General features: G+C 44.0%; 21 protein-coding genes. 4 read left to right on the forward strand and 17 right to left on the reverse strand.

From position 1 onward, the window contains the following. Positions 1-27 precede the first annotated feature (27 nt). The 3 genes from F941_RS15325 (at position 28) to bfr (ending at position 1,568) form a co-directional block, all read left to right on the forward strand. Complete coding sequence (locus F941_RS15325) at positions 28-411, forward strand: RidA family protein (protein WP_005013176.1); 384 nt, start codon at positions 28-30, stop codon at positions 409-411. Between the two features lie 221 nt (positions 412-632). Continuing rightward, positions 633-827 (forward strand): bacterioferritin-associated ferredoxin, encoded by a 195-nt coding sequence (locus F941_RS15330; RefSeq protein ID WP_005013177.1) that lies wholly within the window; start codon positions 633-635, stop codon positions 825-827. Between the two features lie 276 nt (positions 828-1,103). Next, complete coding sequence (gene bfr / locus F941_RS15335; protein ID WP_005013178.1) at positions 1,104-1,568, forward strand: heteropolymeric bacterioferritin subunit Bfr; 465 nt, start codon at positions 1,104-1,106, stop codon at positions 1,566-1,568. Positions 1,569-1,621: 53 nt separating this feature from the next. Here bfr and tfpZ read toward each other — a convergent pair whose 3' ends face one another. Beyond that, positions 1,622-2,356 carry a TfpX/TfpZ family type IV pilin accessory protein gene (tfpZ, locus tag F941_RS15340; RefSeq protein ID WP_005013180.1) on the reverse strand — a complete coding sequence of 245 codons (735 nt, stop codon included), beginning with the start codon at positions 2,354-2,356 and terminating at the stop codon, positions 1,622-1,624. Positions 2,357-2,559: 203 nt separating this feature from the next. Here tfpZ and F941_RS16335 point away from each other — a divergent pair, with 203 nt between their 5' ends. Beyond that, complete coding sequence (locus F941_RS16335; protein WP_005013181.1) at positions 2,560-2,973, forward strand: pilin; 414 nt, start codon at positions 2,560-2,562, stop codon at positions 2,971-2,973. Between the two features lie 4 nt (positions 2,974-2,977). On the opposite strand, the gene F941_RS15345 is transcribed toward F941_RS16335, so the two are convergent. The 16 genes from F941_RS15345 to F941_RS15420 all read right to left on the reverse strand — a co-directional run bounded on the left by F941_RS15345 (position 2,978) and on the right by F941_RS15420 (position 22,903). After that, positions 2,978-4,174, reverse strand: coding sequence for a serine hydrolase domain-containing protein (locus F941_RS15345; RefSeq protein WP_005013182.1), 1,197 nt, complete (start codon positions 4,172-4,174; stop codon positions 2,978-2,980). Positions 4,175-4,243: 69 nt separating this feature from the next. Next, the gene (locus F941_RS15350) at positions 4,244-4,714 is read right to left on the reverse strand and encodes a pilin (RefSeq protein WP_005013183.1); all 471 of its coding nucleotides are present in this window, start codon (positions 4,712-4,714) and stop codon (positions 4,244-4,246) included. Between the two features lie 203 nt (positions 4,715-4,917). Further along, the gene (locus F941_RS15355; RefSeq protein ID WP_005013184.1) at positions 4,918-5,478 is read right to left on the reverse strand and encodes a TPM domain-containing protein; all 561 of its coding nucleotides are present in this window, start codon (positions 5,476-5,478) and stop codon (positions 4,918-4,920) included. Then, complete coding sequence (locus F941_RS15360) at positions 5,472-6,563, reverse strand: TPM domain-containing protein (RefSeq protein ID WP_005013185.1); 1,092 nt, start codon at positions 6,561-6,563, stop codon at positions 5,472-5,474. The genes F941_RS15355 and F941_RS15360 overlap by 7 nt, the downstream gene beginning before the upstream one ends. Positions 6,564-6,593: 30 nt before the next feature. Then, a complete protein-coding gene (locus F941_RS15365; protein ID WP_005013186.1) occupies positions 6,594-7,184 on the reverse strand; it encodes a LemA family protein in 591 nt (196 codons plus the stop codon). Positions 7,185-7,615: 431 nt separating this feature from the next. Further along, positions 7,616-8,500, reverse strand: coding sequence for a metal-dependent hydrolase (locus F941_RS15370; RefSeq protein ID WP_005013187.1), 885 nt, complete (start codon positions 8,498-8,500; stop codon positions 7,616-7,618). Between the two features lie 274 nt (positions 8,501-8,774). Further along, positions 8,775-10,196: an FAD-dependent oxidoreductase gene (locus tag F941_RS15375; RefSeq protein ID WP_005013188.1), complete on the reverse strand. Its 1,422-nt coding sequence runs from the start codon at positions 10,194-10,196 to the stop codon at positions 8,775-8,777. Positions 10,197-10,286: 90 nt separating this feature from the next. After that, the gene (gene gltB / locus F941_RS15380) at positions 10,287-14,762 is read right to left on the reverse strand and encodes a glutamate synthase large subunit (protein ID WP_018572850.1); all 4,476 of its coding nucleotides are present in this window, start codon (positions 14,760-14,762) and stop codon (positions 10,287-10,289) included. Between the two features lie 443 nt (positions 14,763-15,205). Next, positions 15,206-16,045, reverse strand: a complete 840-nt coding sequence (locus tag F941_RS15385) for a hypothetical protein (protein WP_005013193.1) — start codon at positions 16,043-16,045, stop codon at positions 15,206-15,208. 18 nt (positions 16,046-16,063) lie between these two features. Then, positions 16,064-17,143 carry a 3-dehydroquinate synthase gene (aroB, locus tag F941_RS15390; protein WP_005013196.1) on the reverse strand — a complete coding sequence of 360 codons (1,080 nt, stop codon included), beginning with the start codon at positions 17,141-17,143 and terminating at the stop codon, positions 16,064-16,066. 17 nt (positions 17,144-17,160) lie between these two features. After that, positions 17,161-17,706 (reverse strand): shikimate kinase AroK, encoded by a 546-nt coding sequence (gene aroK / locus F941_RS15395; RefSeq protein WP_005013198.1) that lies wholly within the window; start codon positions 17,704-17,706, stop codon positions 17,161-17,163. 36 nt (positions 17,707-17,742) lie between these two features. Continuing rightward, the gene (locus tag F941_RS15400; RefSeq protein ID WP_005013200.1) at positions 17,743-19,899 is read right to left on the reverse strand and encodes a type IV pilus secretin PilQ; all 2,157 of its coding nucleotides are present in this window, start codon (positions 19,897-19,899) and stop codon (positions 17,743-17,745) included. A 16-nt stretch (positions 19,900-19,915) separates the two neighbouring features. Next, positions 19,916-20,443 carry a pilus assembly protein PilP gene (locus tag F941_RS15405; RefSeq protein WP_005013202.1) on the reverse strand — a complete coding sequence of 176 codons (528 nt, stop codon included), beginning with the start codon at positions 20,441-20,443 and terminating at the stop codon, positions 19,916-19,918. Beyond that, positions 20,443-21,168, reverse strand: a complete 726-nt coding sequence (locus F941_RS15410) for a type IV pilus inner membrane component PilO (RefSeq protein ID WP_005013205.1) — start codon at positions 21,166-21,168, stop codon at positions 20,443-20,445. Before F941_RS15410 ends, F941_RS15405 begins: the two co-directional genes overlap by 1 nt. Next, positions 21,165-21,845 (reverse strand): PilN domain-containing protein, encoded by a 681-nt coding sequence (locus F941_RS15415; protein ID WP_005013206.1) that lies wholly within the window; start codon positions 21,843-21,845, stop codon positions 21,165-21,167. Before F941_RS15415 ends, F941_RS15410 begins: the two co-directional genes overlap by 4 nt. Beyond that, positions 21,845-22,903 carry a pilus assembly protein PilM gene (locus F941_RS15420; RefSeq protein WP_005013208.1) on the reverse strand — a complete coding sequence of 353 codons (1,059 nt, stop codon included), beginning with the start codon at positions 22,901-22,903 and terminating at the stop codon, positions 21,845-21,847. The genes F941_RS15415 and F941_RS15420 overlap by 1 nt, the downstream gene beginning before the upstream one ends. Positions 22,904-22,969: the final 66 nt, after the last annotated feature.

Raw genomic sequence — 22,969 nt, forward strand, 5'->3', positions numbered from 1 at the left:
GTCTGCATAAGATATAAGGAGAAATTAATGCCTCGCCAAGTAATCCATACTGAAAATGCCCCCGCCGCAATCGGCACTTATTCTCAAGCCATCCTGGTTGAGAATACTTTGTATCTTTCAGGGCAAATTGGCTTAGATCCATACAGCATGGAACTGGTAGACGGTATTGAGGCGCAAATCCGCCGCGTATTTGACAACCTTAAAGCCGTTTGTGAAGCCGCGGGCGGGACTTTAGCCGATATCGCCAAACTGAATATCTTCCTTACCGACTTATCCAACTTTCAGCTGGTCAACCAAATTATGGGCGAATATTTTGCTCAGCCCTACCCTGCGCGCGCGGCTCTCGGTGTAGCGAGCCTGCCCAAAGATGCGCTGGTAGAAATGGATGGTATCGTCATTATTAATCAATAAGTTACATAAGAAAATTAAAGTTCTAACTTTATATTTTCCCTATAAATTATGAGCCGCCCTTGCGCGGAAATCCGAGCAATACTCGAATTTCCGCTCAGTCGGTGTTTTTTTATTCAGGATTCCAATCAGATTCATTGCTTTTTAGAATGATTTTTATTGACAAACGATAATAATTATCAATAATATTACTTATCCTATTTAAACTATCTGGCTGTAAATCCATGTACGTTTGTTTGTGCCGCGGTATTACTGATCAAGACATTAAAGATGCGGTCGCCAATGGCGCTGAGAGCTACCGTGAAGTGCGCGATATGCTTGATTTAGGCACCTGCTGTGGCCGCTGCGCCCCAGAAGCCCGCGCAATTATCAGCGATGAAGTCTCGCAGATTGCGGCCCGTTTAGCCATCGCCGCTTAAGCACATTAACTAATATTCAAAATTCAACCCAATAATCATAATGACAACACCAATGGTCTGATGATCATTCCTCCTCCCCCGCTTTGACTCTAAGCGGGTTTTTATTTTATGCATGCCGGGCTGTGTTCCGGAGCAATCGTTTTTGATTGCGATTTTCATTTGCTGTTCAATAAATTACTCGCCAACACCCTGCTTCTTGTTTAAGATATTTCTAAGACTGAAATTTTCCAGCCCGCATATTTTATTCAGGGCCTTATGTTTGATGGAGCAAATGCAATGAAAGGCAATCGTGATGTAATTAATCAGTTAAATCAGGTGCTCTATCATCATTTAACTGCAATCAACCAGTATTTCCTGCATTCACGCATGTTTAATGACTGGGGCATTGAACAGCTGGGCTCTGCCGAATATAAAGAATCCATCCGTCAAATGAAGCATGCGGATAAAATTATTGAACGCATCCTTTTCTTGGAAGGTCTGCCGAATTTGCAGCACTTGGGCAAGCTTTATATTGGCCAGCATACTGTTGAAGTACTCAACTGCGATATACGCAAAGTCAAAGAAAATATTGAAGCCATTCAAAAAACTGTTGCCTTAGCGGAAGAACAACTGGACTATGTCACTCGCGACCTTGTTCAAGAAATTTTAGAAAAAGAAGAAGAATATTTAGACTGGACTACGACACAACTGGATCTAGCTGAAACCGTGGGTATTGAGAATTACATTCAGAGTCAGATTTAAGCCGATATAAAAAATGCCAGATGACTGATCTGGCATTTTTGTATACATAAAGCTTAATTCCACGGTCTTAAGTCGACGATTTTAATAACATCACCAGTTTCTTTATTGATTAGAACCGTCATATCAACAACATTTGCTTTTAAAGGAACAAATGCATTCGCTTGTGGGTATTTAGATAAAATACTATTCACTTTCTGTACATCATTATATTGTTGAAGTTCTTTCAAGTTTTTTGCACTTTGTTTTAGTTGCAGTTTCGCTTTAGTAAAGTCAAAATAACGCTCAGGTTTTTGTGCAATCGAAATCCCTCTAAATGCTTCAGCGAACATATCATTATTCCGAGTATTTACATCTTGGGCAAATTCAACAGCAACGTATTGTGGCTTAAACCATGAAACCTGCTGGTACTGTGGTAAAGCTTGAGCAATATGATCATCAATGATTTCATTCTTGCGCACTAACTCAAAACAATCTACATTATATGCAATCCATGCAGGTCGACCTTGCTCAATACTATAAATACCATAGCAAAGTGCCACTATTTGCAGTGCAATAATCACGCTTAAATCAAATTTAAGTGTTTTTTTACCTTCCTTATAAACTAATAAGCCTAATAATGGCCCCAATATAACATCGATGACTAAGAGCATAAGAAAAATCTGTGTTACGCCCACGGCTGTTGCAAATGGTGATGGATACCAAATAAAAAAGATCAATCCAATTGTAAACAAGGATATTAATAAAGAAATTAATATATGACCTAAAAAAAATCTAATGCGGCAACTCATTTTTTTCAAACAATCAATTTTAAAAAATCAATATTAACCATATACTGAGAATTAACCTAATATTTTTTATAATTGACATTTTTTGTCAAATACTTACATTTTTTATTAAGCCTATTTAAATATAAAACACTAATATATATTAATATTTAAACTGGAACACTTTTTGCATTAACAAAAAAATAATTCTAATATTTGAGCTCGCTATGCAAAAAGGTTTCAGTTTAATAGAACTAATTATAGTGATAGCCATTATCGGTATAATATCAACTTCAGCTGTATCAAGTTACTATTTCTTTATGATAAAAAGCAGAATAAATACAGCACTTTACGAGATTTCATCTGTAAAACCGGCATACGAAATCATTGTAACTCAAAGCTTACCAGCAACCATTACACACTCTGATTTGAATATAAAACCAGAGACCTCCTTATGCAGCATCAGCATCACCTTGCCCGACTATACCTTAAGCTCAAGCAAGGTCTTAAGCTGTACTTTAAAAAACCAATCTGCACTACAGAATAATGCAGAAATATATTTAACCCGTACACCATCAGGTCAATATCAATGCAAGACTATTGGCATACCCAATTATCTTATTCCGACAGAATGCAAATAGAAGTTTAGTGATATTGCTGCCTTAAATGCTGATAAATCTTCATTTTAGTTTGGTCATATTGCTGCTGACCTAAAGCAGCTTGGCCGCTTGATAATAAAGCCGTTACCCCCCCCTTATCATCCACTACCACCAAAGAGCTCATACCCAATAAAGTGCCATCTCGAAAGTACACTTTTAAACTATTCGAATTTTGCTGATAGGGAAACATTGCATAGCCATAACAGTCACGCAGTTTAGCTAAATCACAAGAAGTATCTGGTTGGCTCAAAATATTAGGCTGTGGCTTTTTAATCATTTTTTTTACTTGCAATGCCAGTGCACTAGCATTGCCAGATAAGCCCGCAGAAGATGCCAAAGCAGGATAATCAAAGGCAGTATAAATATCACTATAGCCTGTTAAAGAAGTTTCAATATACCGGTACTTTGCTTCATCAGCATAACGCTTATTTTTTAGAAAGTGTATATTATCTGCTGCTAAAGCATATTTTTTTTCAACCACACTTTGATATTTAGCATGATTCTGATGAGCAATAATTTCACCTAATAAACAATAGCCTAAATTTGAATAACTGAAAGTTGTATCTGGGTCAAACGTTAATTGGACTTGTGCAAGTTTTTCCAACACTGATGGACAAAATGGCACTTCTCCCGACCTAAACATCTCATCCCCCATTAAACCTGTACGATTAAAACCAGCACGATGCAACAATAGATCATTCACTGTAATTTGGGCAATGCGCGGATCTGCTAATACAGATTTTATTGGCAATAAACTCAATACAGGCGCATCTAATTCAATTTTTTGCTGCTTAACTAAATCAAGAACAGCATCACTGGTCCATAACTTCGATACGCTAGCATAACGAAAACGAGTACTTTCCGTTACTTTCTGTGAAAATAATGGAATGCCTAAGTATCCGCCTTCACAATGAAACAATTGCCTTTGAGGAGATATATAAACAATTTGGGCATTAGGCGCATTGTGCGTCAATATCGTATTGTTTAAGACCTCTTTCAACCAATATGGACTATTTTCCATACAGCTAACTGACTGTTGTTCAAGTTTCGCCTGTATCGGATACAGCTGGACATTTAATTTATTACGTTCAATTGTATTTACATAATAATAAATAGAAATACCGGCAATCATTAAGAGAGAGAAAACTATAATTAATTCTGATAATTTTAATTCCTGACGCATTTTATTCCTCTTAAAATAAAGAAACCTCCCAAGGGAGGTTTCTTACAGCTATACTTAAATAAATAAGTATTAAGGCTTGGTAGCAGCAGTTTTACAACCAGCTGGCTGGAATTTAGCATCAACATCAGTAGAACAAGTCCATTGACCAGGATTTGTCGCATCAGTAGAAGAAGCACGAGTCCAAGTCATATGCTTACCTGTTAATAAACTTCCGCCAGTAGCACCAAATAATGCTTTAACTGTAGCTTCGCCTGTATCTTTAATTGTAACAACCGCTTGTTTGTTTGCAGCCACACCAAATGTTTGATCTGCACCTAAAAGACTAGAAATAGGCGGCTTAATATTTGCACATTCAGCTGCATCTGTAATACACATATCAACGAAACCTTTAAGTTCCGATATTTCACCAAATACGCGAGTTACTTGTGATTTAGTAACATAGTTTTGGTATTGCGGAATCGCAATCGCAGCAAGAATACCGATAATTGCAACAACGATCATTAATTCGATAAGGGTAAAACCCTTTTGAACTGATTTCATAACATTCTCCACAAATGTCTTTTAATTTAATTATTAAGCGTTCAGCTTGTTTTATAAATAGCACTAATTGTGCCAAGATTGATTATAATTAAAATTTCAAAAAATACAGCACTTTAAAAAAGTATTTTGTATCTTTGTAATTTTTATATCATTTATTGTGCTTTAAAGTGACGATTTATGTCACATTTTCCCCAACTTTTACCCTACTCTAAAATGATTGGCGCATTTCCTAATTCATTTTTCACATCCAGACGGCTGTGCTGATAAAAATCAGCCAGCACTTTGCCAATTTCAAACACCCCTTGAAGCATCGCCTGACGGTATTGATGCTGTGCCATCTGTCCAATAACATCTTGACAAATACTGTCCCACACCTGCTGCTGAGTAGCATTTTTGATGCCGCGGTCAATGACGATCTCCACCTTGCGTTCACACATGTTTAGATACAGCAGCACGCCGCTATTGAACTCCGTATCCCATACGCCCAGCTCAGCAAACAGCTGCTGCGCACGTGCCCGCGTATCTTGAAAATAAGCCTGATGCGCTGGAATGTGGCCTTCTATCACCACTTGAATTTCCCCGGCATGCCCCTGTTCTGCCTGCTCAACCGCATGCGCAATTGCCTGCTGGTCTTGCTTATTGAAATAGCGTTTGGCCGCAGGCATATAAAAGAAATGCTTCAGCCAGCGTTTAACACTCGGCCTCGTGACTTCTTCCAGCTTCGGCTGCGTTAAAATTTCTGTTGTTTCTGATTTTGTTACCATGAGCCTGAAGCGCCTCCGCCGCCAAATCCGCCACCGCCGCCGCTGTAGCCTCCTCCACCGCCAAAGCCGCCTCCAGAACCTCGGCCGCCGCCGCGCCCTGCACCAGACAAAACGGCTTGAAAGATCAGTTGCGCCAATGCAGTAATCAGCAAAAAGAAAATCCCGCCGCCAATCAGCAAACTGGTGACCAGCCCCGCCCCATTCACCAACCCCGCCACCGTACCGGCAACAGCAGCTGTCGCCGCGCTTAGACGGTTGCCGACGGCGTAAGAACCGATAATCCCGGCAATTAAAATAAATAATGCTGCGCTGAAGGTCTTCTGTTTAGCCTGCTGCTCATGCAAGGCCTGCTCTTGCCGTTCTTTTAATTCCTGCGCTGCTTTGGCGGCCACTTCAGGGTCCATATTCAGCACATTTTCAATCTCGCTCAATCCAGCCTGAATCCCTTGCGCATACAGATTTTGCTTAAAATAGGGGGTGATTTGATTGCGGATAATCCGGCTGAGCACAATATCCGGCAAAACCCCTTCCAGCCCGTAACCCGAAAGGATTTGAATGCGGTGATCATTGACCGCTATCGCCATCAGCAAGCCATTGTCCTGTTTGGCAGAACCCAGTTTCCATTGCTCTGCTGCCCGCATTGCAAAGCCAAAGATATCTTCCTGCCCTGTTGTTGGCACAATGATAATGCCAATTTGCGCTTTGCCGGATTCATGCAGTTTCAAAATTTGCTGTGTAATGGACTGCTTTTCTGCCGGACTGAGTAAGTTCGCCTGATCGACCACGGGCTCATTGAGTGTCGGCAAGCCGCGAATGGATTCTCCATCCGCCATATCATTCGCGATATCCGGGGCAGGATTTGATGCTAGCGCCGCATCAGATTCCTGCACTGCTGGCTTGGCCTGCGTACTTTTTTGCTGATTTTGAATAATTTTGCCCGCTGCGGCAATTTCAGCATCATCAGCCGCGGCTGTTTCACTCCAGGCATTGAAGCTGAACGTGAGCAGACAGGCTGCAAAAAAAATATGCAGCCGCATTGCCATGGCTTTCAATGCCATGCTTCGCGGCTTAGACCATTCCAGCATCAGCATTCCTTATGACTTTATGGATGATGATTAGTTAAATGAAACCTTCGGCGCATTTTGCGCCCCTTGCTCTGCACTGAAGTTTGGCTTAGGCTCCATGCCAATCACTTTAGCGGTCATCACCTGCGGGAACTGACGGGCATAACTGTTAAAGTCCTGCACGGTGGTGATATAGCGGTTACGCGCTACAGCAATGCGGTTTTCAGTGCCTTCCAGCTGCACCTGCAAATCTTTAAACTGCTCATTGGCTTTCAAGTCAGGATAGTTTTCTGAAACAGCAATTAAACGTGACAATGCGCTGGTCATCTGCGCTTGAGCTTCTTGATATTTCTGGAATAAGGCAGGATCTTCCAGTACTTCCTTATCGACTTTCAGGCCTGCAACATTAGCGCGCGCCTGAGTCACTTCCGTTAAAACCTGCTCTTCATGTTTCGCGTAGCCTTTCACCACATTAACCAAGTTCGGCACCAAATCGGCACGGCGCTGATACTGGTTTTGCACCTCTGACCATGCAGCCGTCACGGCCTCATCTTTGACTTGCAGCGTGTTGTAGCCGCAGCCCGTCAATGTAAGCGTGCTCGCCAAAGCGATGGCCAATGCACTATTTTTAATCAAGTTCATCTGCCTAATCCTCAAGTATTTATTTGTATTTGTTTGAATATTTTTTATTCTATCGGTATTTTTCAAAAACTCTGTATCTTTTTTTTAATGATTTTTCTTTACTTTGTGGCGTCCAGCTTTATAGCGGTGCTGGCATTTGCCAATGCAGCAGCCACTTTTTAAATTTACAGCACAATATGATGGCTTTTAATCAAATTTTGAAATCGCCTATACTATATTTTTATCAATCCGCAGCATGATGCGTTTCAGCAAAACGCTTGCTGCGCCCCGCTGCATACTTCAATTGATTGCAAAACAGCGTATGCATGTTCTTCATGCGGCACACCTACACCGCAAACAAAATTCAACATTGCAACTTCACCATAGAAAGCCTGCCGACTTCAGTCCTGACAGGCTATGCCAATGGATAGAATATTCATTCAAATACGCAATCAGTTCAGCAGCGCCGGCTTTAATTCTGTTTGAAAGCTGTCTAATTGATACTCCTCCGCCATGCGTTTTTTCCAATATTGAATGATTTGGCTGTAATCAGTCTCAGCAGGGTGAAAATCTTTTTTATAATAAGACAAATACTCTGGAAACATCTGCAGCAGCATTTTTCCCAATAAATAAACGCCAAAAAGGTTGCCGCCGACTTTAGGCAAGCTTTTCTTTTGATCCTGCAAGAATAAACGGGAAGCAGAATAGAAGGTCAAGCTGGCAAAACCAGTCGTCACGCTGCGCATAATCATTTTCCGGATTTTATCATCGCCATATACCGCCTGATACACATCAAAAGCAACAGAACGGTGTTCAATTTCTTCAATCGCATGCCACACCCAGAGCTTCATGGCGTCATCATCCAAGGTGCTCAGCACTTCTGGATGCTGCAGGATATAGCCTCCCAATAACGCAGTAAAGTGCTCAAAAGCGCAGGTGATCGCCAGCTGAATTTTAGGATGCAGGTTCTTTATATAGCTGTCCTTACGCGCCAGCCATGCCTGGAAACGGTCTAAGTTGTAATCATCCCTGCGCCAGGCATCATTGAATTCGGCATGCGCTTTGGAGTGCATCGCTTCCTGACCGATGAAAGCGGCAATTTGCGCCTGAAGTGTTGGGTCCTGCACTTGATCACGCACATTGCGCACGCTGTGCACAAAAAACTGCTCGCCTATCGGAAATGTAGAAGACAGCGCAGTCAATAAGTGCGACATCACAGGGGAGTTGGCAAAATAATGCCGGCGTATCGCTTTTGGATTGAAATGCAGCCGCCGTACAGTAATGCCAATGGCTTTAGGACGATTTCGATATGATTTTTCTGCCGCCACTTGAGTCATCTGAGTATCTCTTAATCGAATACAGTGGCCCAGTATGTGCAGGAATTTACTTTTCCCATATGGCTAAAATGCTTAGCGCATAGGCAAAAATGTTCTTTTTTTGCTGTGCTGCAAGTCAATTATGGCGCATTTATCTGCATATTCCTTTTCGGTATCATTTCAGGCATTTCAGGCAGGTAGCGCAGCTTCACAATAAAAAAACCCGCCGAAGCGGGTTTTTAAAGCAATGCCTTGGACCTGAACCAAATAAACTTCATGGCATCATAAAATCGTCTTAAACATCTAAATAATCCAAGATGCCTTCAGCGGCTTGACGGCCTTCCCAAATCGCAGTCACCACCAAGTCAGAACCGCGCACCATGTCGCCGCCCGCAAAGATTTTTGGATTTGAGGTCTGGAATTTAAATTCTTGCTGTTCCGGCGCAACAACACGGCCCGAACCATCCAAGTTGATTTTCACCTCATTAAACCAGTCCGCAGGGCTGGTGCGGAAACCGAATGCCAAAAGCACAGAGTCTGCTGGCAGGATTTCTTCTGAACCGGGAATTGGCTCAGGGCTGCGGCGGCCGCGGCTGTCTGGCTCACTCAATTGCGTGGTCACAAATTTAACACCCGTCACTTTGCCGTTTTCACCGACAATTTCGATTGGCTGACGGTTGAACTGGAATTCCACCCCTTCTTCACGCGCATTTTTTACTTCACGGCGTGAACCCGGCATGTTTTCTTCATCACGGCGGTAAGCGCAGATCACTGATTCGGCGCCTTGACGGATGGAGGTGCGGTTACAGTCCATCGCCGTATCACCACCGCCCAATACAATCACTTTTTTACCTTCGACACTGATGTATTCAGAAGCGTCTTTTTCCCAGCCTTGCGTACGGTTGACGTTCGCAATCAAGAAATCCAGCGCATCTACAACACCATCCAGCTCTTCGCCGGCAAAACCGCCCTTCATGTAAGTATAGGTTCCCATACCCATGAATACAGCATCATAGTCAGCAAGCAGCTGATCAATCGTAACGTCTGTGCCGATTTCAGTATTTAAACGGAATTCCACGCCCATGCCGGCAAAAATTTCACGGCGGCGCTTCATCACATCTTTTTCCATTTTGAATTCTGGAATACCGAAAGTCAGCAGGCCGCCAATTTCAGGACGCTTGTCAAAGACAACCGGCTTAACGCCGTTGCGCACCAGAATATCTGCACAGCCTAAGCCGGCAGGGCCTGCGCCGATAATTGCGACTTTTTTATCCGTCCATTTCACTGAAGACATATCCGGACGCCAGCCTAAAGCGAAAGCGGTATCGTTGATATATTTCTCTGCATTGCCGATCGTGACTGCGCCAAAACCGTCGTTCAGGGTACAGGCGCCTTCACACAAACGGTCTTGCGGACATACACGGCCGCATACTTCCGGCAAGGTATTGGTTTGATGGCATAATTCAGCAGCTTGGAAAATACGGCCTTCAGCAATCAGTTTCAGCCAGTTCGGAATGTAGTTATGTACTGGACACTTCCATTCACAATAAGGGTTGCCGCAGCCTAAACAGCGGTGTGTCTGGTTGGCGGCAATCTCTGCTGTAAACGGCTTATAAATTTCCACAAACTCAGCTTTGCGGACAGTGAGATCTTTTTTCTCTGGATCTTGGCGTGCTACATCCAGAAATTGAAAGTCATTGTTTAGGCGTTCTGCCATGTCTCTCTCCGTGGGTGAGCGTGGATAACTTCAGCACCTTGTGCATAAATCGAAAGTTATCCACACCTACCTAATATTTGAGTAGTGGAATTATTGCGGATCTGCTTGAGTTGTTTTCAACAAAGTCTGCAAATTAGCAGCTTTGGGTTTCACCAGCCAGAATTTACGGCTGTAGAAATCAAACTCATTGCGGATCTTATACGCCCAAGCACTACCTGTTTCTTGAATATGTTCATCTAGGATGCGGCAAAGGAACTCTTGATGCTCTTCCATCGCTTCTGTAGAGATGCGGTTCAGCTCGATCAGCTCATGGTTGTAATGGTCAACGAAGTCATTATCCAAATCAAGCACATAAGCGAAACCGCCAGTCATGCCCGCACCGAAATTGTGGCCTACTTTACCAAGAACAGTCACAATACCGCCAGTCATATATTCGCAGCAATGGTCGCCTGCGCCTTCAATGACCGCAAATGCGCCGGAGTTGCGCACCGCAAAACGCTCACCCGCAGTGCCGGCAGCAAACAATTTACCGCCAGTTGCGCCATACAGGCATGTGTTGCCGATAATGGCTGTATTTTGCGTTTGGAAAGGGGAACCTTTTGGCGGGAAGATTGAAATACGGCCACCTGCCATGCCTTTGCCCACGTAATCGTTTGCATCGCCTTCAAGGCTGATATGCAAGCCGCCGGCATTCCACACGCCCAATGACTGGCCTGCTGTGCCTGTTAAGTTCATTTTAACTGGATGCGCTTCCATACTCAGGTTGCCATAGCGTTTCGCAATTTCACCTGAGATGCGCGCGCCGATTGAACGGTCACAGTTGCCGATGGTGAAGCTGTATTCACCGCTGGTGCCGGCTTCAATGGCTGGAAGCATTTCTGCCACCATTTTCTCTGCCAGCAAGCCCTTATCAAATGGCGCATTGCCTTCAACTTGGCAATATTGCGCTTTGCCCTCTGCAGATGGATGACATTCAAGCAATGCGCTCAAGTCCAGATGTGCATGCTTTTCCGTTTCACCCGGCAGGGTTTCCAGCAAATCAGTACGGCCAATCAAGTCTTTCAAGCTTGCAACGCCCAAGGCTGCCAGCCATTCGCGCGTTTCTTCCGCAATGAAGTGGAAGAAGTTGATCAGCATTTCAGGTTCACCGATGTAGTGTTCCTGGCGCAAATGATCCTGCTGCGTCGCAACGCCGGTTGCACAGTTATTCAAATGGCAGATACGCAAGTATTTACAGCCTAATGCGATCATTGGCGTAGAACCGAAACCGAAGCTTTCAGCCCCCAAGATGGCTGCTTTCACAACATCTAAGCCGGTTTTTAAGCCGCCATCAGTTTGCACGCGCACTTTACTGCGCAGGTCATTCACACGGAGCGCTTGATGCGCTTCGGACAAGCCCAGTTCCCAAGGCGAACCCGCATGATGAATAGAAGAAAGTGGAGAAGCCGCTGTACCGCCGTCATAGCCAGAAATGGTAATGAAGTCTGCATAAGCTTTCGCAACACCGGCTGCAATCGTACCGACACCTGGCTCAGAAACAAGCTTAACTGACACCATCGCCTGTGGGTTAACTTGTTTTAAGTCAAAGATTAACTGTGATAAATCTTCGATTGAGTAGATATCGTGATGCGGCGGCGGCGAAATCAATGTTACACCCGGCACAGAGTAACGCAAACGCGCAATTAAGCCGTTCACTTTACCGCCCGGCAACTGACCACCTTCACCCGGTTTTGCACCTTGCGCCACTTTAATTTGAAGCACTTCTGCTGACGTTAAGTACGCAGGAGTGACGCCAAAACGGCCAGATGCAATTTGTTTGATTTTCGAGTTACGGATAGTGCCGTAACGCGCAGGATCTTCACCGCCCTCACCCGAGTTTGAACGGCCGCCGATCGTATTCATTGCAATGGCAATCGCTTCATGCGCTTCAGGAGACAATGCGCCCAAAGACATGCCTGCGGAGTCAAAGCGCGGTAGAATCGCTTCTACAGCTTCCACTTGATCCAAGGCAATAGAATTGTCAGTTTTCAGCTTGAATAAGTCACGGATCGTCGCGATAGGACGATTGTTGACTAATTCAGCATATTCTTTAAAGTCCGCATAATTGCCAGAGCGCACCGCTTTATGCAATGCATTGATTACGTCTGGGTTAAATGCATGGTATTCCTTGCCGAATACAAACTTCAGCATCCCACCCTGATCAATTGGCTTGCGGTTTTTCCACGCAAGATCCGCCAATTTTTTCAGGTCATTTTCCAAGTCGGTGAAGGTAGCGCCTTTGATGCGGCTTGGCACGCCTGTAAAGCATTTGCCGACCACTTCATCAGACAGGCCCACAGCTTCAAATAATTGCCCGCCGCGGTAAGAGGCTACTGTCGAGATGCCCATTTTAGACAGCACTTTCAGGAGGCCTTTCTCAATGCCCTTGCGGAAATTGGCTTGTGCATGGATTGGATCGCCCAGCAGTTCACCTTTAGCAATCAAGTCATTGATCACGTCATACGCCAAGTATGGATAAATCGCTGTTGCGCCAAAGCCCAAGATCACCGCAAACTGGTGCGCGTCGCGCGCAAGGCCGGTTTCCACAATGATATTGGCGTCTGTACGCAGGCCGGCATTGATTAAATGATGGTGAACTGCGCCCGTTGCCATCAAGGCATTGGCTGGCAAATAGCCTACACGGATCTTCTTATCGGATAAGACCAGCAGTGTCTTGCCATCGCGGATCGCCTGCGCCGCTTCTTCACAGATGCGGGCAATCGCGGCCTCAAGGCCTTCTGTTTCTGCATAGTTCAGATCGATATCCGCAATTTCATAGCCCTTGCGGCCAATCGTGCGGATTTGATGCATTTTTGAATTAGACAATACTGGGCTAGACACGATTAAACGGTCTGCATGTTCAGGACTTTGCTCAAAAACGTTTTGTTCACGGCCAAAACAGGTTTCTAATGACATCACAATCGATTCACGCAATGGATCGATCGGCGGATTTGTCACTTGAGCAAACTGCTGACGGAAGTAGTCTGATACGTGGCGCACTTGACGCGACAATACCGCCATTGGCGTATCATCGCCCATAGAACCGACTGCTTCCTGACCGCTTTCTGCGATAGGGCGAAGCAACTGGTCACGTTCTTCAAAGGTCACCATGAACATTTTTTGTGATGCTTTCAGGTCATCGCCTTTTAAGCCTTGATCACACAGATATTCTTCCAGCTCTGGGCTGCCTTGAATGCGCACTGAGTTTTCACGCAGCCATTCACGGTATGGGCGCATGCGTTTCAGATGGTTGCTGACATCATTGGTGTCCAGCATTTTGCCTGTGTGCGTATCAATGACCAAAATTTGACCTGGCCCTACACGGCCTTTAGACACCACATCTTCAGGCTCATAGCCCCACACGCCAATTTCTGACGCCAAAGTGATATAGCCATTTTTAGTAATAACCCAGCGCGCTGGACGCAGGCCGTTACGGTCAAGCATACAGATTGCATGGCGGCCATCCTGAATGACCAGGCCTGCAGGGCCATCCCAAGCTTCCATGTGCTTCGAGTTGAACTCATAGAATGCACGCAAATCGGCATCTAAAGTTTCCACGTTTTGCCAAGCCGGCGGCACCAGCATGCGCAATGCGCGGAATAAATCCATACCGCCGCCAACCAAGAGCTCAAGCATATTGTCCATGCTTGACGAATCAGAACCTGTGCGGTTCACAATCGGATTCAGCTCAGTAATGCCGGGCAATAACGGGTTTTCAAATTTAGGCGTACGCGCCATTGCCCAGTTGCGGTTGGCGGTAATGGTGTTGATTTCACCGTTGTGCGCCAAATATCGGAACGGCTGCGCCAAAGGCCAGCGCGGCAGCGTATTGGTCGAGAAGCGCTGATGGAAAACCACAATATGCGATTCTAAGCGCTCATCAGCCAAGTCTGTATAGAAGTCTGCAATATAAGCAGGCATCATCAAGCCTTTGTAGCTGATCACAGTTGAGCATAAAGTCGTTACATAGAAATACGGGTCAGCAGTCAGCTGCTGTTCTGCACGGCGGCGCGCCATAACCAGCTTGCGGTTGAATTCAACCTCTGTCACACCCATTGGGCAGTTGACAATAATCTGTTCAAAGCCAGGCAAAGACTGCATCGCAATTGAGCCTAAAGCGCCATTATTGGTCGGCACAACACGCCAGCCTAAGACTTTACAGCCTTCAGCTTCAATTTCTTTAGTTAAAACTTGTTTTGAGTGTGCGGCGATCGCTGGATCCAAGTTCAGGAAAATGGTACCGACAGCGAAAACTTCGCTTAAGGTAATATCGCTGATCTTCTTTGCTTCTTCGCGGAAAAACTGCTTCGGCATCGCCAAAAGCAAACCGCAGCCATCCCCTGTCTTGCCATCAGCAGCAATACCGCCGCGATGGGTCATACAGCTTAAGCTATGAATAGCGGTCTTCAAGAGATCATGGCTTGCATCACCCTGCATATGGGCAATTAAACCGAAACCACAGTTATCTTTAAACTCATCCGGTTGGTATAAACCTTGAGCGGGAGCTACAGTATTAGGCGATGGCATGTGCATAGCGTACCCTTCTTTTCTACACTGCTCTTTCGAGCCACTAACAATAATTTCTTTTTTGCGATTTAGTCTTAATCCATTCACATGAATTGTGATGCTGCGCAAAGTAATTTCCTGCTTTCGCACACTTAAGATAAACCGAATTTACCTTTTATGCATGAACATCAGGAAACAAATTGCTTCCGACTGAGTTTAACCTGTCAGCATGACTGTTTCGCACACTCATCGAATCATTTTCGCGCCAAAATAGGGAGATTAATTCAATTCACGCACCATTAAAGCAAAAAACATGCCAATTTAAAGCAAAAAACTCTAAGCGTACTGATTTAAAACAATTTAAATTATAAAAACATTCAATAGTGCATTAATTTTGCTCTTTTTTGCACCAGAAAAGCGCATTTCAGATTTTTTAATCAATAAAATGCGCTATTTTAGAACCGCTAATTAAACGGGTCTGTCACCTCGGTCTGCGCAGGCGCATTTTTAGGATGGGCCGCATCCGCACTGCTCTGAGACTGCTGCACATTGACGACGTTGCCATCTGCATCACGGCGGGTTACTGTTGTCGTAGTGGTTGCCGTTTTCGCTTCCACTGCTTGCCGCGCTTGAACTTCAGCGCGTTTTGCCGCAATTTGCGCTTCATCTACCTGCGGCAAAGGCGCCGTCTTCAGATTCACAGCATACAGCTTGCCGCTGGCTTTCAGCTCATCCGAGCCAAGATCATTTACAAAGGGCTGATATTGCTGAATTTCAACAACTGCAGGCTTAATCGATGCCGGTAAAGCAACATTCAAATCAGCCAAAGCGGCCTTGGCATCATCCGAATTGCGGTAAACACCATAAAGCAACACATATTGCTCAGCATGATTTTCACCGAATAGCCTCAAATACGAAAAATTACTTCTATTAGATTGCTTTTTGAGGAATTTTTTTAAGATAGCTTCATCTGAAACACGAAACAATTCAAGCGTGTAAGACTTTTTCTGCTCATTCACAAACTTGGTTCCGCGGAATTCAGCTTCATGCTGGGCGGCAGATACGACACGAGCAGACATATCCAGAGGCTTGACTTCATCAAATAATGCACCAAGATGGTTCATCGCAGATACTTTTTCAGGCTGAATCTGCAGTTCGACTTCAGTTTCAGCTTTTTTTTCCACTTCAACCAGTTCTTTAGTGCCTGAAATAGCCCAAAAGACCAAGGCAAAAAACAAACAGGCTCCACCGAACACAAGCCAAATATAATTTTGTATCTGCTGCCAATGTGTACGGAGAGCCACGGTGTATTTCCTTTTAAACTATTGCTGATTTGCCAGAATGGCCTGTTTCATCAACTCTGCATCAAACTCTTTAGTGATAACCGCTTGACCTAATTGCTTCATCAATACCAGTCGAAGCTGGCCATTCATCACTTTTTTATCATGTGACATATAGGCCAAGAAATCATCCAGTGGAATTTTAGGGCATCTGATTGGCAAATTGGCGCGTAAAATGATTTTTTTTGTACGCTCTAAATCTTCCAAGCTGATCCAGCCCATACGATGCGACAAATCAGCAGCCATCACCATGCCTGTTGCAACCGCTTCACCATGCAGCCAAACCCCATAGCCCATATAGGATTCAATCGCATGGCCAAAGGTATGCCCCAAGTTCAGTAAAGCGCGCTCACCCTGCTCTTTCTCATCATTGGCAACAATTCTGGCTTTGTGTGCGCAAGACCGGTATACGGCTTCAGCCAGCAAAACCGGATCGCGCCCCACCAGGCCATCCATATTCATTTCCAGCCAACTCAAAAAATCCAGATCACCTAAAAGCGCATATTTAATCACTTCCGCCAAACCTGCAGACAGCTCTCGCTCAGGCAGCGTAATCAGCTGCGCCATATCCGCCATGACCACTTGCGGCTGCTGAAAAGCGCCAATCATATTTTTGCCCAAAGGATGATTAATGCCCGTTTTCCCGCCTACGCTGGAATCCACCTGCGAAAGCAGTGTTGTAGGCACTTGAATAAAATACACGCCGCGCTGAAAGCACGCCGAAGCAAAACCAGCCATATCGCCAATCACACCGCCGCCTAGGGCTAAAACTGTGCAATCCCGGTTAAAGCCGGCCTCCAGAAGCGCATCAAAAATTAAATTGAGATGCTCAATATTTTTATATTTTTCACCATCCGGCAGCGTACAGACAGCAACCGTTTTCCCCAAAGCTTCGATCGAAGCTTGATAATGCAAAAGATATAGAGGCGCGACTGTTTCATTGGTCACAATCATAACTTGGCGGCCATGAATAAACGGCTCTAAAAGCGCTTTTGGATCAAGCTGGCTGCCAATAAAAATAGGATAACGGCGTTCACCGAGTTCAACATGTAGGGTTTGCATGACTTTAACCAGTGTATTTAATTTACGGCATTTCGAGAAAGAATTAAATTTAAGATCTTTTGCGCTAAATCACGGGCAGCGCCTTGATTCGTTTCAATAATATGATCTGCAACTTCCCGATAAAGAGGATCTCGGATTTCAAGCAAGTCTTTCAATTTTTTTTCTGGATTTTCGACTTGAAGAAGAGGGCGGTTTTTATCTCGGTAAGTCCGCTGCAGCTGAATCTCCACCGGTGTATAAAGATAAACCACAATACCGCGCTTTTTTAAAAACTCTCGGTTGGGAGCTTGAGTCACCGCACCGCCGCCAGTCGCCAATACCAGCTGGCGCCGCGCAGTCAACTCATCAATTACAACAGTTTCACGGCTGCGAAATCCCTGCTCACCTTCTTTTTCGAAGATCCACGGAATGGTTGCACCTGTTTTACGTTCAATTTCATGATCGCTGTCAAGAAATTCACGCCCTAACAATTCGGCCAAATGCCGCCCGACTGTTGTTTTTCCTGCCCCCATTGGCCCTACCAAATAGATATTTGGTAGGGAGTCAAACTCTTTGCTTGGCAAGGAGTCACCTATTTATTTTGTTAAATTCAAAATATATTAATGATTTCTAACAACACTGTCATTAACAATTCGAGGTGTTACAAAAATTAGCAACTCGCTCTTATTATCGGTCTTCACATCTTTACGGAATAAACGCCCTAGATAAGGAAGATCTCCTAAAAATGGAACTTTTGTTTGATTATTAATTGTCTGCTGTTCAAAAATCCCCCCAAGCACAATAGTTTCACCATTGTCGACCAATACATTAGTATTAATTTCATTTTTATTAATTGTGTACTGTCCTGTTGGAGTCACACCGCCGATTGAATTATTTTTAATCTGCAGATTCATTTGAACTCGGCCTTCCGGCGTAATGCTTGGTGTTACATCTAGGCTCAAAGTTGCATCAATAAACTCTGTTTTTGACACAGCATTTTGACCGCCACCTTCAGCCGACTGATACGGAATTTGTGTGCCAGATGCCACTTTTGCTTGCTGTTTGTCAGCTGTCAAAACTTTCGGAGTAGAAATTACCTCTCCGTAACCGTCTGCCTGTAATGCAGAAAGCTCAAGATCCAGCATAAAATCAGATAAGCTAATTAGCCCGAATGCAATCTTGCTTGCTCCTGTTGCTGTTACACCCAGATCTACATTTAAATTATCTGGCCGTTGAATTGTATACTTGCCTTCATCATCAGGATCACGCAGATCCCATAGCGTTGTATCACTGCCGCCAACCAACAGATTATTATTGTTGGTTATGCCTTGTGAAAGGATACCCCACTTCACCCCCATTTGCTTACTGAATTCAGTTGATGCTCGGACAATTCTAGCCTCAACCATAACTTGCTTAACAGAAACATCCAGCAGATCGATCATTTTACGGACTTTATCAATATTCTGCGCAGTATCGTTAACAATCAATGTATTTGTTCGAGTATCCGCGACTGCACTGCCACGGGGGCTCAATAGGCTTTCTAATGCTAATGAGTTTGTGCCTGCCGTACCATTAGTTTCAGCACCTTTACTATTGCGAGAATCTTCAAGCAATTTTAAAACATCAGCAGCTTTTGCATAACTCAATTGAATATATTCAGTTTGAATCGGCGCCAATTTAATACTTTGCGCAATTGCTTTCGCCTCTTCATCTTCAGATTTAATTAATTCTGATACAGGAGCAATCCAAATCACATTGCCATTACGGCGCTTATCCAGGTTTTTTGTTTTTAACACAATGTCTAGAGCTTGATCCCATGGCACATCCTTCATACGCAAGGTTATATTGCCTTGCACCGAATCAGAAGCAACCATATTGATTCCAGTAAAATCAGCCAGCAATTGAAGTACACGGCGCACTTCAATATCTTGAAAATCTAGAGAAATCTTTTTACCCGTATAATGATTTGACGCTTTAGGGCGTAAAGGATTCTTATCTTCAGGACGTTTAAGGCTAACTGTCAGCTTATTGTCAGTTTGATATGCCATATACTCAAAATTACCCGATGATTGAATGGTAATAACGCCATTGCTACCATCATTATGCGCATCAACAATCGAAACAGGCGTAGCAAAATCATTCACATTCAAGCGGCGGGTTAAATGTGCAGGCACTTTATTACCCAATGTACGAATAACAATTTTACTGCCTTGCTGCTGTACATCTACTGGCGTATTCCCCCCCAGCAAATCTACGACAATCTGGCCTTCGCCATTCGCTCCGCGATTAAAGCCAATATTAGAAATACCCTGCGCTTGAGCCTTTATTGCCGGCTGTACTTGGGCATCTGTTGCTGAATTGATTTTCAGAATAAAGGTATTGCCTTCAACTCGAGTTGTGAAAGCGCCAGCATTGGCCAAATTCACCGTTAAGCGTGAACGCTGTGCATCCGAACTAATATCAACCGAATCCGCTTCACTGGTTGCAACCGGAATTGAATTTTGCTTTAGCTTCTGATCCGCTTTATCAAAATCTAAAATCAGGCGTGAAGGCTGTTCAAGCTGATAAGCCTGAGGCTGCGGAGGCAAACCATTAAACATCACACGAATTTCAGTGCCCTGACCTGGAATCTGCATTGGCACGATATTCGTCATACTGACTTGAGCGCTGGCAGCCTGCATGACCGCTATTGCAACTGCACCCATTGAAAACTGACGAAACACTTGATTCATTGTATTGCCATCCCCAAAAATAAAATCTTTAACACTATTTTTCATTTTTATTCCTTTAAACTTAAGGTGCTGGTCCAATTAATATAAGACTTCTAGGACGTTCAACATAACCTTCTCGCCCATCTGGAATAATTTCCATTACATCAATCTGAGTTGGTGTGATTTTTATAATACGGCCATGATTAAGCCCCATATAGCTGCCTACCTGCACTCGTTCAACTTGACCATCAGGCGTTTGGATTAATGCCATAATTTGCCCTGATTGATTCCGCAAGCTTCCTTTTAAATTTAAATTTTCAATCGGATAGCTTTCCAGCGGCTGCAACTGACGGTTTAAATTTGGATAAACCCGCTTTCCTGCCATTATTTTCAATTCAGACGCCAATGAACCAGGCATGAAAGGGCTTCTCAATTGCTGCGCTGCATAATTAAAGCTTTCAGCAGGCACGAAATCAGGTGCAGGTTCGATTGGGATTGGCTGCTGATTGCGGATATTCGCCATCTCTTGATTAACCACATCAATCCGAGACTCACAACCTGAAAGCGCAACACCCAGCATTACAAACATAGAAATTTTTTGAATTTTCATTAGTTTGCTTCTCCTGCTGGCGCCGCTTGATTTTCTTTAGCATCACCGGCTTCATCGCTATTACCAATATAGCGGTAAGTTTTCGCTTTTAAGCTGTAATCAACCTTTGGAATATCCGTTCTTTTTTCTTTATTTTCCGTTGCCGTTATCTCAAAATCATGCAAAGTGACAATCCGAGACAATCCCGCAATGCCGCTGACAAATGCGCCAAATGAATGGTAATCGCCCGTCGCATCAATCGCGATCGGCTGCTCAATAAAGAACTCTTGCTTCACTTCAGGCTCAAGACGGATATTTTTAAACTTCAAGCCAGAGTTCACGCCAGTTAAGTTAATATCCTCAACCAAACCAGGAATTTCAGTTTCTTTGGGCAATTGCTCCAATTGCTGATTAAAGCGCGCTTCCATCTCCTGCAGCTGCATTTGATACTGCTGCAAATTGCGGAGTTTAGAGTCCTTTTCCCTAAATTCATTCAGCAAGTTTTGCTCTTGTGCATTCGCATTAGAGATATCATCCATCTTGCCTTTAATCGCTAAGAAATAGCCTAAAACGAACACCAGCAGAATGATAAAAATCCAGCAGGTGATCTTTACAGATAAAGGCCAGCTGCCATAATTATTAGTATCCAGTGTATTGAATTGCTGTAAAAATTTATCCAAAGTCAGTTTTTTCTTTGGCGCAAGCACAGCTTCTTGACTTAATTCTTCAAATTCTTCACGGCTCATTTGGCAGCCTCCGGTGTAGAAGCTGCAGTGGTGCCTTGACTGACAGCATTGCCTGGTTGTGCCGCAGCCACAGAATCAACTCCAGACAATTCAGGCTGTGCAATAGCGTCCAAATCAGCAGTTACAGTAAATGTTCCATAGCTATCTTCAATACGGGGCACAATAGAGCTAGCCGCCTGATCTTTTTTATCTTCTGTTGCTAAGAAAGAACTCATGAATGCATTGCGGTACCATGAGGAAGCCTCAAGATTACGGAGCAGTTCCGCAACTGTATTTGGACTTTCCGCCTTGCCTTCCAATGTGAATTTATCACCCAAACGGCTAAATTTCGTAATATACACATTGCTTGGGGTAACACGAACCAGTTCATCAACCAGATGAACTGCAATTGGCCGCTGGCCTTGCAGGCCTTGAATCAGCTTCATCCGTTCAACAATCGCGTTGCGCTGTTCCTGCAAGCCTTCCAGCGACTTCAGCTGGATATCCAAATTTTGATTGGTGCTGACAATAAGCTGATTCGCTTGTTCCTGATCCTGCAAGCGGTTATCAAAATACAGCCAAGTTGAACCAACCCCTAAAACCCCAATAAAAAACGCCCCAATGCAAATCGCAATAAATTCTTTTTTTCGTTTCTCTCTGAGCGCATCGCGCCAAGGGAGCAGGTTAATTTTTGCCATCAATCAAAACTCCTCAATGCTAAACCACATGCCACCAAGAGCGATGAAGCGTCATTTTCAATTTTTTTAATATCAATTTGAGGTGAAAAACCCATTTGCAAAAATGGATTGGCAATCGTGACCCGGTAACCCAGCTTCTGCTGCAGCAATTTTGCTAATCCCGGAATATTGGCATTCCCGCCAGCCAGCAAAATATGGTCAATTTCATTAAACTGTGAAGATGAAAAGAAAAACTGCAATGAGCGCGCCGCCTGCTGCACAACCGCTTCTAAAAACGGCTCCAGAACTTCAATATCATAATCATCCGGCAATGCGCGGGTTTTTTTTGCGCGCCCTGCTTCTTCAAAAGATAGGCCATAGCGGTTTTGAATTTCTTGAGTTAACTGCTTGCCGCCAAAAACCTGTTCACGGGTATAAATGACTTTATTATTCTGCATCACAGACAAAGTCGTCATGCTGTGCCCAATATCCAAGATCCCAACAGTTTTCACCCCCATTGGCAATGTATCAGCAAATACTTTAAATGCATTTTCCAAAGCAAAGCTTTCTACATCGGCGATTTTAGGCGACAAGCCTGCCAGCTCCAGCACTTCAGAACGCGCTTCAATATTTTCAATTCGAGTGGCTACCAGCAGAACATTGACACGGTTTGGGTTGGATAAACGGTCTGGAATAACTTCAAAGTCAAGGCTCGCTTCATCCAAAGGGAAAGGAATATACTGCTCCGCATCCATACGAATTTGAACTTCACGCTCATCACTCGTCATATCAGCATCCATCTCAATGATTTTTGTAATCACCATTGAAGTTGGTATGGCCAAGGCGGCATTCACTGTTTGAGTATTGGCTAAATTAATCGCACGCTCTAGTGAATCGCCCACAGCTTCTGGATTTAAGATGTTTTTTTCAACAACGCTTCCTTCCGACAAAGGTACCAAAGCATAGCTTTCTACCCAATACCGTCCACTTTTTACAGAAAGTTCCAAAACCTTAACAGAAGTCGAACTAATATCGACTCCCATCAACCCCTTATTTGGCTTACGATATAACCTGAGCACAATATAATTCCTATTATTTTTTTATCCCCAAAAAATTAACTCACTAATTAGATTTGGTCTATAATT

It is taken from the genome of Acinetobacter bouvetii DSM 14964 = CIP 107468 (assembly GCF_000368865.1).
GTDB lineage: Bacteria > Pseudomonadota > Gammaproteobacteria > Pseudomonadales > Moraxellaceae > Acinetobacter > Acinetobacter bouvetii.